This is a genomic window from Bacillus sp. N5-665 (assembly GCF_022637375.2).
Taxonomy (GTDB): Bacteria; Bacillota; Bacilli; order Bacillales; family Bacillaceae_G; genus Bacillus_A; species Bacillus_A wiedmannii.
The window spans coordinates 3,238,516-3,251,157 of sequence record NZ_CP093325.1 but is presented as its reverse complement, the minus strand read 5'-3'; the positions used below and the strand labels follow the sequence as shown (position 1 = coordinate 3,251,157).

The window sequence follows — 12,642 nt, the reverse complement described above, 5'->3', positions numbered from 1 at the left end:
GAGGTTTTAATACTATGAATGAACTTATAGCCGTAAAGGAACTGTCGGAAAAATTATTAGAAGATTATAAAACTGAATCTTCGTTCTTTTTTGCTTCACCAACTCGAACGATATTGACAGAAGGAGAGTTTACTAAAGTAAAACATCATGAAATTGAAAGTTTTACAGAACTTGTACAAGCGGTATTAAGTAATGCAAAACAAGCTGGAAATCCGAATCCTATCGTTGTTGGTGCTTTGCCTTTTGATCGTAGAAAAGAAGTTCAACTTATCGTACCAGAACATAGTAGAATTACTGAGCGTTTACAGTTAGAGAAAACAAATGAGATAAAACGAAATGAGAAACTGACATTTGAAATGACACCGGTTCCAGCTCCTGAAGTTTATATGAATGGTGTGAAGCAAGGGATTGAAAAAATTCAGGACGGAGATTTAAAGAAAATCGTTCTATCTAGATCGTTAGATGTTAAATCTTCAGAGAAGATTGATAAACAAAAACTACTTCGCGAATTGGCAGAGCATAATAAGCACGGTTATACATTTGCTGTGAATTTACCGGAAGATGAAAACGAGTGTAATAAAACATTAATTGGAGCAAGTCCTGAATTACTCGTTTCACGTAATGGTATGCAAGTTATTTCTAATCCATTAGCTGGTTCAAGACCACGTAGTGATGATCCAGTGGAAGATAAGAGAAGAGCAGAGGAATTACTTTCTTCACCAAAAGATTTACATGAACATGCGGTAGTAGTTGAAGCGGTTACTGCTGCGCTTCGTCCATACTGTCATACATTACATGTTCCGGAAAAACCATCCGTTATTCATAGTGAAGCGATGTGGCATTTGTCTACTGAAGTGAAAGGTGAACTAAAGGATCCGAATACTACTTCTTTGGAATTAGCAATTGCTCTTCATCCTACGCCAGCAGTTTGCGGAACGCCGATGGAAGAAGCGAGAGAGGCGATTCAAAAAATTGAGCCATTTGATCGTGAATTCTTTACAGGAATGCTAGGATGGAGCGATTTAAATGGAGATGGTGAATGGATTGTTACAATTCGCTGTGCTGAAGTGCAAGAAAATACACTTCGATTATATGCAGGAGCAGGAGTTGTTGCTGAGTCAAAACCAGAAGATGAGTTAGCAGAAACATCAGCTAAGTTCCAAACAATGCTGAAGGCTTTAGGATTAAGAGATAATTCGCTGAATGAAAAATAGGGGGAAGAAATAATGTTATCAGGTTTCACGGAATGGCCAGAAGAATTTGCAAATCGTTATCGAGAAGAAGGATGTTGGCTTGGAGAAACATTTGGTTCGTTGTTAAGAGAACGTGCTGAAAAGTATGGAGATGAAATTGCAGTTGTAAGTGGTAATATGCATATGACGTATAGTGAGCTTGATAAAAAAGTAGATCGCTTAGCTTCAGGTTTACTGAATTTAGGAATAAAGCAAGAGGATCGAGTTGTAATACAGTTACCCAACATTATCGAGTTTTTCGAAATATGCTTTGCGCTATTTCGAATTGGAGCACTTCCTGTTTTTGCACTACCTTCACATCGAAGCAGTGAAATTAGTTATTTTTGTGAGTTTGGTGAGGCGAGTGCTTACGTTATTTCAGATAAGGCTCTCGGCTTTGATTATCGAAAACTAGCAAGAGAAGTGAAAGAGAAAGTACCAACTTTACAACATGTAATTGTAGTGGGAGAAGAAGAAGAGTTTGTGAACATAAGTGATCTGTATATAGATCCCGTTCCATTACCAGCAGTTCAGCCAAGTGATGTTGCGTTTCTCCAATTATCAGGAGGGACAACAGGACTTTCTAAATTAATTCCTAGAACACACGATGACTATATTTATAGTTTACGTGTTAGCGCTGAAATTTGTAATTTGAATACGGATAGCGTCTATATGGCAGTTCTTCCAGTAGCGCACAATTACCCGATGAGTTCTCCAGGGACATTTGGAACTTTCTATGCGGGTGGAAAAGTAGTGTTAGCAACTGGTGGTAGCCCAGATGAGGCATTTGCTCTTATAGAAAAAGAAAAAGTTACGATTACTGCTCTAGTTCCACCATTAGCAATGATTTGGCTTGATGCAGCTTCTTCTCGTAATAACGATTTATCGAGCTTAGAAGTGATTCAAGTAGGTGGTGCTAAGTTTAGCGCTGAGGTTGCAAAGCGTATACACCCTACATTTGGATGTACGTTACAGCAAGTGTTCGGTATGGCAGAAGGGTTAGTAAATTACACGAGATTAAATGATCCGGAAGAAATCATCATTCATACACAAGGGAGACCGATGTCTACATTCGATGAAGTAAGGGTCGTTGATGAAAATGATAACGATGTGAAACCTGGTGAAGTAGGTAGTTTGTTAACAAGAGGGCCATATACAATTCGTGGCTATTATAAAGCAGAAGAGCATAATGCACGATCATTTACAAAGGATGGATTTTATCGCACAGGTGATCTTGTAAAAGTAAATGAACAAGGTTACATCATTGTAGAAGGTAGGGATAAAGATCAAATTAACCGTGGTGGTGAGAAAGTTGCTGCGGAAGAAGTTGAAAATCATCTATTAGCACACGATGCAGTACATGATGTAGCCATTGTATCAATGCCTGATGATTATTTAGGAGAACGTACTTGTGCCTTTGTTATAGCTCGAGGACAAGCTCCAACAGTAAGCGAATTAAAAATGTTTTTAAGAGAACGCGGTATAGCAGCTTATAAGATTCCAGATCGAATTGAATTTATTGAATCATTCCCGCAAACAGGTGTTGGAAAGGTAAGCAAAAAAGAGTTACGTAAAGTCATTACTGAAAAACTTATTACGGTAAAACAATAAAAAATATAAAAATTGGAAGGAAGTGATTAGATGGCTATCCCATCTATTTCAGTATACAAAATGCCAGTTGAATCAGAACTACCAAAAAATAAAGTGAACTGGACACCAGATCCGAAACGTGCGGTTCTTCTAATCCATGACATGCAAGAATATTTTCTTGATGCATATAGCGATAAAGAATCACCAAAAGTAGAACTTATTTCAAATATTAAGGTGATAAGAGAAAAATGTAAGGAACTTGGTATACCAGTTGTTTATACAGCACAACCAGGTGGACAAACGTTAGAACAACGAGGGTTATTACAAGATTTTTGGGGGGACGGTATTCCTGCTGGACCAGATAAAAAGAAAATTGTCGGTGAACTTACTCCTGATGAGGATGATATATTCTTAACAAAATGGAGATATAGTGCATTTAAAAAGACAAATCTATTAGGAATTTTAAATGAACAGGGAAGAGATCAACTTATTATTTGCGGTATTTATGCGCATATCGGCTGCCTTTTAACAGCTTGCGAAGCATTTATGGATGGTATAGAGCCATTTTTTGTAGCAGATGCAGTTGCTGATTTTTCACTAGACCATCATAAACAAGCATTGGAGTATGCATCTAATAGATGTGCAGTAACGACATCAACAAACTTACTGTTAAAAGATTTACAAAGTGTAAAAAGTGATGAGAGTGAAGGAATCACTATACAGGAAGTGCATGAACTAGTTGCACAACTACTTCGTGAGCCAGTAGAGAGTATTGATATTGATGAGGACTTACTAAATAGAGGACTTGATTCGGTCAGAATTATGAGTTTAGTAGAGAAGTGGCGTCGCGAAGGGAAAGAAATAACTTTTGCAGATTTAGCAGAACGTCCAACTGTTTCCGATTGGTACAGTTTACTATCTTCACAGACAGCACAGGTGCTGTAACAAATAGACTACATAATAAAGGGGTAGTAAAGAATGCCTAATAGTCAAAAGGTTCGTCATTCGTTATCATCTGCGCAGACTGGTATGTGGTTTGCACAGCAATTAGATCCGCTAAATCCGATTTATAATACTGGGGAATATGTTGAAATAAACGGAAATATTAATCAAGAAATTTTCGAATTAGCAGTACGTAAAGTTGTAACAGAAGCAGAAGTACTACATGTTCGTTTCGAAGAGGATGAAATTGGCCCGTGGCAAGTTATTGAGAAATCGTCAAATTTTCATATGCATTTTATTGACGTTCGTAAAGAAGAAGATCCTGAAGAGGCTGCTAAAATATGGATGAAAAATGATTTATATATGCCAGTCGATTTGAAAACAGATAAATTATTTACTGAAGCACTTATTCAAGTTGAAAATAATCGTTTCTTTTGGTATCAGCGCATCCATCACATTGTGATGGATGGCTATGGATTTTCACTTCTTAGCCAAAAGGTAGCGAAAGAGTATACATCACTTATAGAAGAAATAAGAAAGAATGAAAAGCCATTTGGTTCTCTTGCAAAAGTTGTACAAGAAGATATGGAGTATCGTGAGTCTAAACAATTTCAGGAAGATCGTACTTTTTGGTTAGAAAAGTTTGCAGATGAACCGGATGTCATAAGTTTAGCAGAACGAGCGCCGAGAACATCAAATGGATTTTTACGAGAAACAGCTTATTTATCCAGTTCTAGCACGAAAACTTTACTAGAAGATATCAATGTTTCGTTAACAAATTGGCCGGAATTTATTGTCGCTGTAACAAGTATTTATATGCATAAATTAACAGGTGCAAATGATATTGTTTTAGGTTTACCAATGATGGGGCGTCTCGGTTCTGCATCTATTTATACACCGAGCATGGTAATGAATTTAGTACCACTTCGTATTACAGTAACTCCAAATATAACTCTTGCGGAATTATTACAGCAAGTTTCTAAAGAGATTCGAGAAGTACGTCGTCATCATAAATACCGTCATGAGGAATTAAGAAGAGACTTAAAGTTACTAGGTGAAAATCAAAGGTTATTCGGGCCGTTAGTGAATGTGATGCCTTTTGATTATGGGCTTAATTTTGCTGGGAATCGTGGTATTACACATAATTTATCAGCAGGACCTGTCGATGATTTATCGATAAATGTTTATAAACGTTTCGATGAAAATGAGTTAATGATTCATTTTGATGCGAACCCGGAGGTATATAGTTATTCGGAACTAGCATTGCATAAAGAAAGATTTATGAATGTATTAGAATTAGTGATAAATGATTATGAAAAAGACGCGTCGATTGGAAGTATAAACATTACTCTTCCTGAAGAAAATCAAAAAGTTTTATTCGAATGGAATGAAACTAAAGAAGCGGAAGAGTTAATTTCTCTACCTATATTATTTGAAAAACAAGTACAAAAAAATCCAAATAAAATAGCAGTTACTTGTAATGGAATAAATCTTACGTATAAAGAGCTAAATGAACGAGCGAATGAACTAGCACACTATTTAGTAGAAGAAGGAATAGGGTCAAATCAGTTTGTAGCTTTAGTATTTCCAAGATCAACGGAAATGGTAGTTAGTATGCTAGCAGTATTAAAGGCTGGTGCAGCGTATTTACCGATAGATCCAGAATATCCAGCCGAGCGAATAAATTATATAGTAAATGATGCAAAACCAGCTTGTATTATAACGCATTTATCGGTTGCATCAACTTTAGTTATAGAAAATGATATAAAAAAGATCGAATTAAATAGTGAAAAAATGCAACTAGCGTTAAACACATATTCTCATATGAATCTACCATTTAGAAATGAAGAATCACTTTTAAAGCCTGCGTATACAATTTACACTTCAGGCTCAACTGGCAATCCAAAAGGTGTAATTGTTCCTATGAAAGCTTTAAGTAACTTTTTATTGTCCATGGATGATATGTTTTCATTACATGAAAATGATCATTTATTAGCAGTTACAACATTTGCGTTTGATATTTCTGCTCTAGAGATTTATTTACCTCTTGTTAGTGGTGCAAGTATAACAATCGCTCCAAAAGAGGTGATTCAAGAGCCTTCGGCGTTAACGGCATTGTTACAAGAAGAAAGAGTGACAATTATGCAAGCTACACCGACACTATGGCAGGCGTTAGTAACTGAATATCCAGAGAGGCTACAAGGACTAAATGTGCTCGTTGGTGGTGAAGCGCTTCCGGCCCATTTAGCAAATACATTAAAAGAATTAGGTTGCTCTATTACAAATTTATATGGACCAACTGAAACGACTATTTGGTCTACTTTCATGAACATCGATGAAAGGGAAAGTGGTATACCTCCTATTGGAAAGCCAATTTGGAGTACAGATGTGTATGTATTAGATGCAGGTTTACAACCAGTACCACCTGGAGTAATTGGTGAATTATATATTGCAGGGGAAGGGCTTGCGAACGGATATTTAGGAAAACCAGAGTTAACGGCTGAACGGTTTGTTGCAGATCCTTATGGAAAACCAGGGAAGCGCATGTACCGCACAGGTGATCTGGTAAAATGGCGTAACGATGGAGTGTTAGAGTACATGAGCCGCGCAGATCATCAAATTAAAATTCGTGGTTTCCGAATTGAATTAGCTGAAATTGAAATGGTATTACAACGACATGAATATATTCAACAAGCGGTAGTAATGGTACGAGAAGATCGCCCAAATGATAAACGAATCATTGCGTATATCGTTGCCGAAGGGAGTGAAGGGATTAACCTTTCAGAAATTCGTTCTTATGTTTCAGAAAGTTTAGCGAATTATATGGTGCCATCGGCATTTGTTGTGCTAGAAGAATTACCATTAACGCCAAATGGTAAGGTTGATAGAAAGAAATTACCTGCTCCTGATTTTAATGAAATGAATAAGGAGAGAGTTGCTAGAAATCCGAAAGAAGAAATATTATGTGATTTATTTGCAGAAGTACTTGGTGTTTCTCGCATTAGTATTGATGATAATTTTTTTGAAATGGGTGGCCATTCGCTTCTTGCATCTCGTCTAATGGCAAGAATCCGTGAAACGTTAAGTGTTGAATTAGGAATTGGAAAACTATTTGAATCGCCAACTGTTGCTGAACTTGCGAAACAATTGGATCAAGCAAAAACTGCAAGACCAGCTATTAAGAAAGTAAGTAGACCAAATGAAGTTCCACTTTCATTTGCGCAGCGCAGGTTATGGTTCTTAAATTGTTTAGAAGGTCCAAGTCCTACTTATAATATTCCATTAGTCATTCGTATTTCTGGAAAGTTGAACGAGGAATCATTGCAAGGTGCTTTTTATGATGTAGTTGAGAAACATGAAACGCTTAGAACGATTTTCCCTAACGTATTAGGTAGTTCCTATCAGAAAATTTTAGATATGGAAAATTTAAATCTAGAGATGATAATAACAAAAACATGTAAAGATGAATTAGAAAGTGTGCTTGTAGAGGCGGTAAGATATAGTTTTAACCTTGATGTTGAACCAGCAGTTCGTCTGCAACTATTTACAGTGAATGAAAACGAACATGTATTACTAATTCTATTGCACCATATTGTAGGGGATGGCTGGTCATTACAACCGTTAACGAGAGATTTTACAGCGGCATATAAAGCACGATGTCAAGGTAACAGAGTTCAGTTAGAGACACTTCCAGTTCAATACGCAGATTATGCACTTTGGCAACAACAGTTGCTTGGTGATGAAACTACACAAGAGAGTCTTATTTCAACACAATTAGAGTTTTGGAAGAAAGAGCTAGAAGGTTTACCAGATCAGCTGGAGTTACCTACAGATTACCAGCGTCCAATTGAAACGAGTTATCGCGGAGAAACAATTCATTTTCAAATAGATGCGGGTATGCATAGTAGGTTAGTAGAGCTTGCACGGAAAAACGGAGTTAGTTTGTTTATGGTGTTGCAAGCAGGACTTAGTGCGCTATTTACAAGATTAGGTGCAGGTACTGATATACCAATCGGTAGTCCGATTGCTGGAAGAAACGATGATGCACTCACTGACATAGTTGGTTTATTTGTAAATACATTAGTGTTACGTACAAATACATCAGGAGATCCAAGTTTTAAAGAATTATTAAATAGAGTGAAGCAGTCAAATCTTGCAGCTTATGAAAATCAAGATGTTCCATTTGAACGACTCGTTGAAGTGTTAAACCCAGTACGTACTCGAAATAGTCATCCGCTGTTTCAAGTTATGTTAGCTTTCCAAAATACGCCAGAAGCAACGTTTGATGCTCCGGATATAGAAGCGAACCTTGAAATTCAAAGCGTTGGTTCTGCGAAATTTGATCTAACATTTGAAATTAGCGAGAGTAACGGAGTTGATGGTACGCCAGACGGCTTACACGGGTTACTAGAATTTAGTACGGATTTATATAAACGTGAAACGATTCAAAAATTGATTGAACGATTCATTTTGTTATTGGCTGATGCAGCGAAACATCCGGATCAATCAATTGGCACATTAGAAATATTAACTTTAGCAGAGAAAAATACAGTGTTAGAAAAGTGGAATGGTGGTTTTCAAATTGTACCAGAAATGACATTGCCACAATTATTTGAAAAGCAGGCTCATATAAATCCAAATTCTATTGCTGTCGTCTTTGAAGATGAAAAGTTAACTTATGAAGAGTTGAATAAAAAAGCGAATAAAATAGCTCGATTGCTAATTGCAAAAGGAGTTGGCCCTGATCAACTCGTTGCTTTAGCGATGCCGAGATCTTTAAATATGGTTGTAAGCTTACTAGCTGTTCTGAAAGCTGGTGCGGGATACCTTCCGTTAGATCCGGATTATCCGTCAGATCGTATTTCATTTATGCTCCACGATGCGAAACCATCATGTGTTTTAACAAATTCAGATGTGGAAATTGAATGTGATGAGGAACTGAAAATTTTAGTTGATGATGTGAAAGTAATAGGGGAAATTGAGAAATATAGTGAAGACAATATTGATGAAATGGAGCTCATGAAGCAGTTATCTCCTTCCCACATTGCGTATGTTATTTATACATCAGGCTCAACTGGTAGACCGAAAGGCGTTATGATACCTCATCAAAATGTAGTAAGACTTTTAGGCGCAACTGATCATTGGTTCCAATTTGACGAGAACGATGTATGGACAATGTTTCATTCATATGCTTTTGATTTCTCGGTTTGGGAAATTTGGGGACCTTTATTATATGGTGGGCGTTTAGTCGTAGTACCACATACTGTAAGTCGCTCACCGAAAGAATTTTTACAACTTCTTGTTAAAGAAAAGGTAACTGTTTTAAACCAAACTCCATCAGCGTTCTATCAATTGATGCAAGCAGATCGTGAAAATGAAGAAATTGGCCAAAAATTATCTTTACGATATGTTGTTTTTGGAGGAGAAGCACTTGAGCTAAGTCGATTAGAAGATTGGTATAGTCGACATTCTCATAACGCACCAAAACTTATTAATATGTACGGTATTACGGAGACGACAGTACATGTTAGTTATATTGAATTAGATGAAACAATCGTCTCTTTACGAGCAAATAGTTTAATTGGGTGTAGTATACCTGATCTTAAAGTGTATGTGTTAGACAACTATTTACAACCGGTGCCACCTGGAGTAGTTGGAGAAATGTATGTTGCAGGTGCAGGGCTTGCTCGTGGATATTTAGGAAGAGCAGGTTTAACTGCAGAACGTTTTATTGCAGATCCATTTGGTAAGCCAGGTACAAGAATGTATCGTACTGGAGACTTAGCACGTTGGCGTCAAGATGGGACGCTAGATTATATAGGACGTGCAGATCATCAAATAAAAATTCGTGGATTCCGAATTGAATTAGGGGAAATAGAAGCGGTAATAATGAAACATCCTAAAGTTGAGCAAGTAGCTGTTATTGTACGGGAAGATCAACCAGGGGATAAACGGTTAGTTTCTTATATCGTTGCATTAAATAATGAAATGATTGATACGAATGAAATGCGTAAGTATGCTGGAGGTAGTTTACCAGATTACATGGTTCCATACGCTTTTGTAGTAGTAAATGAGTTGCCTTTAACTCCAAACGGTAAATTAGATAGAAAGGCATTGCCGGCTCCAGAATTTATCGCATCATCTTCTAGTCGTGGACCAAGAACACCGCAAGAAGAAATGTTATGTGACTTGTTTACAGAAGTTTTAAGTGTGCCGCAAATTGGAATTGATGACGGATTCTTTGATCTAGGTGGCCATTCACTTCTTGCAGTGCAGCTTATGAGTCGTATTAAAGAAGCACTTGGGGTTGAACTAAATATCGGAACTTTATTTGCCGCACCTACTGTTGCGGGTCTTGCTGAAAGACTTGAGGTCGGAAATGGACAAAGTGCACTTGATGTGTTGCTTCCATTACGAGCAAGCGGAGAACAACTACCACTATTTTGTGTACACCCAGCAGGTGGATTAAGTTGGTGCTATGCAGGACTTATGAAATCTTTAGGGACAGATTATCCAATCTACGGTGTCCAAGCACGTGGTATCGCTAAAAATGAAGAACTTCCAAGAAGTTTAGAGGAGATGGCGGCGGATTATTTAAAACACGTTCGTGAAGTACAGCCTCACGGACCATATCGGTTACTCGGTTGGTCGCTCGGAGGAAATGTTGTTCATGCAATGGCGGCGCAACTGCAAAATGAAGGAGAAGAAGTAGAATTACTCGTTATGTTAGATTCTTATCCAGGTCACTTCTTACCGAATACGGAAGCACCTACTGAAGAAGAAGCGTTAATCGCATTACTTGCTTTAGGCGGATACGATCCAGATAATATGGATGGTAAACCACTTACGATGGAAAGTGCAGTAGAAATACTTCGTAAAGATGGTAGTGCATTAGCAAGTCTTGAAGAAGAGACTATTTTGAACTTGAAAGAAACATATGTAAATTCGGTAGGATTGTTAGGGAAATATGTACCGAAAGTTTATAACGGAGATATTTTATTCTTTAGATCTACTGTTATACCAGACTGGTTTGATCCTATCTCTCCAAATACGTGGCTAAATTATTTAGATGGGCAAATTGTGCAACACGATATTGATTGTAGACATAAAGATTTATGTCAACCAGGACCACTTACAGAAATTGGACAAGTATTAGCGAAATATTTGCAGAATAAGAAAGGGGTAAGTACAGTATGACGAATCCGTTTGAAAATGATAATTACACATACAAAGTATTAAAAAATGAGGAGGGCCAGTATTCTCTCTGGCCTGTCTTTCTTGATGTACCTATTGGTTGGAATGTCGTACATGAAGAGGCTAGTAGGAATGATTGTTTACAATATGTTGAAAATAACTGGAAAGATTTGAATCCAAAAAGTAATCAAGTTGGCGAAAAAATATTAGTAGGAAAACGATAATGAAGGCAAAAATAAATCCAAAAATAGTTGTAAGTATCGTATATATAACAGCGATGTTTATGGCTGCGATGGATGCAACGATTGTGAATGTAGCACTCCAAACAATAAGTAAAGAACTACAAGTGCCTCCATCTGCAATGGGGACGGTTAATGTTGGGTATTTAGTTAGCTTAGCTGTTTTCCTTCCGATTTCTGGTTGGTTAGGAGATCGCTTCGGTACGAAAAGGGTATTTCTAACTGCTCTTTTCGTATTTACAACTGCGTCTGTATTATGTGGAATAGCGAACGATATTACTTCATTGAATATTTTTCGTATCATTCAAGGTGCTGGCGGGGGGCTTTTAACGCCAGTTGGGATGGCGATGTTATTCCGAACATTCTCACCAGAGGAAAGGCCGAAAATTTCACGGTTTATTGTGTTGCCAATTGCTGTCGCACCGGCAGTAGGACCAATTATTGGCGGTTTCTTTGTAGATCAAATGTCTTGGCGCTGGGCATTTTATATTAATGTACCGTTTGGAATCTTAGCGTTACTATTCGGTCTTCTATTTTTAAAAGAGCATATTGAAAAATCAGCTGGTCGCTTTGATTCTCGCGGTTTTGTTCTTTCAGCACCAGGATTTGCGATGCTTATTTATGCACTTAGCCAAGGACCATCAAAAGGCTGGGTTTCTCCAGAAATTATGAGTACTGGGATAGCTGGGATTGTACTCATTACATTGTTCATCATTGTAGAACTTAGAGTAAAGCAACCGATGTTAGATTTACGCTTATTAAAAGAACCAGTCTTTAGAAAAATGAGTCTTATTTCATTGTTTTCATCCGCTGGTTTACTAGGAATGTTATTTGTTTTTCCACTTATGTATCAAAATGTAATAGGAGTTTCCGCATTGGAATCAGGTCTTACGACATTCCCAGAGGCGATTGGGTTAATGATATCGTCACAGATTGTCCCATGGTCATATAAGAAATTAGGAGCTCGAAAGGTAATTTCTATTGGACTAATTTGTACGGCGATTATTTTTGTTTTATTAAGTTTTGTAAATCACGATACGAACCCATGGCAAATTCGGGCATTATTGTTTGGTATCGGTATTTTCTTAGGTCAGTCTGTTGGAGCAGTTCAATTTTCGGCATTTAATAATATCACGCCACCTTCTATGGGGAGAGCTACGACTATATTTAATGTGCAAAATCGATTAGGTTCAGCGATAGGAGTTGCAGTTTTAGCTAGTATACTAGCCGGTTTTGGAAATAATAGTGTACAAAATAATGCTCAGTCAGATTTCTTACCATATCAAGCTGCATTAATTGGATCAGCAATATTTTTACTTGTAGCATTACTATTTTCTTTACGTATTTCTGATAAAGAGGTAATGGCAAAGAAGAAGAAAAAGCCGTTACCTGTATTACAAAAAGAGAAAGAAGCTGTAAACGAATAAGTTAATAGCATGATAATA

General features: G+C 37.2%; 6 protein-coding genes. All 6 read left to right on the top strand.

Annotated features, from left to right (window positions below; all coding sequences use genetic code 11):
- Positions 1-14: 14 nt before the first annotated feature.
- The 6 genes from dhbC to MNO09_RS19205 are packed head-to-tail and all read left to right on the top strand — an operon-like array spanning position 15 to position 12,624.
- Positions 15-1,214, top strand: a complete 1,200-nt coding sequence (gene dhbC, locus MNO09_RS19230) for an isochorismate synthase DhbC (RefSeq protein WP_088107143.1) — start codon at positions 15-17, stop codon at positions 1,212-1,214.
- Between the two features lie 12 nt (positions 1,215-1,226).
- A complete protein-coding gene (locus MNO09_RS19225) occupies positions 1,227-2,843 on the top strand; it encodes a (2,3-dihydroxybenzoyl)adenylate synthase (protein WP_000948426.1) in 1,617 nt (538 codons plus the stop codon).
- Between the two features lie 30 nt (positions 2,844-2,873).
- Positions 2,874-3,767 (top strand): isochorismatase family protein, encoded by an 894-nt coding sequence (locus MNO09_RS19220; protein ID WP_001007295.1) that lies wholly within the window; start codon positions 2,874-2,876, stop codon positions 3,765-3,767.
- A 33-nt stretch (positions 3,768-3,800) separates the two neighbouring features.
- Positions 3,801-10,961, top strand: a complete 7,161-nt coding sequence (locus tag MNO09_RS19215; protein WP_001133959.1) for a non-ribosomal peptide synthetase — start codon at positions 3,801-3,803, stop codon at positions 10,959-10,961.
- Entirely contained in the window at positions 10,958-11,182 is a 225-nt protein-coding gene (locus MNO09_RS19210; protein WP_000184070.1) for an MbtH family protein, read from the top strand. The genes MNO09_RS19215 and MNO09_RS19210 overlap by 4 nt, the downstream gene beginning before the upstream one ends.
- On the top strand, positions 11,182-12,624 hold the full coding sequence (locus MNO09_RS19205; RefSeq protein ID WP_000644766.1) for an MDR family MFS transporter: 1,443 nt from the start codon (positions 11,182-11,184) through the stop codon (positions 12,622-12,624). Before MNO09_RS19210 ends, MNO09_RS19205 begins: the two co-directional genes overlap by 1 nt.
- The last annotated feature ends 18 nt before the right edge of the window (positions 12,625-12,642 follow it).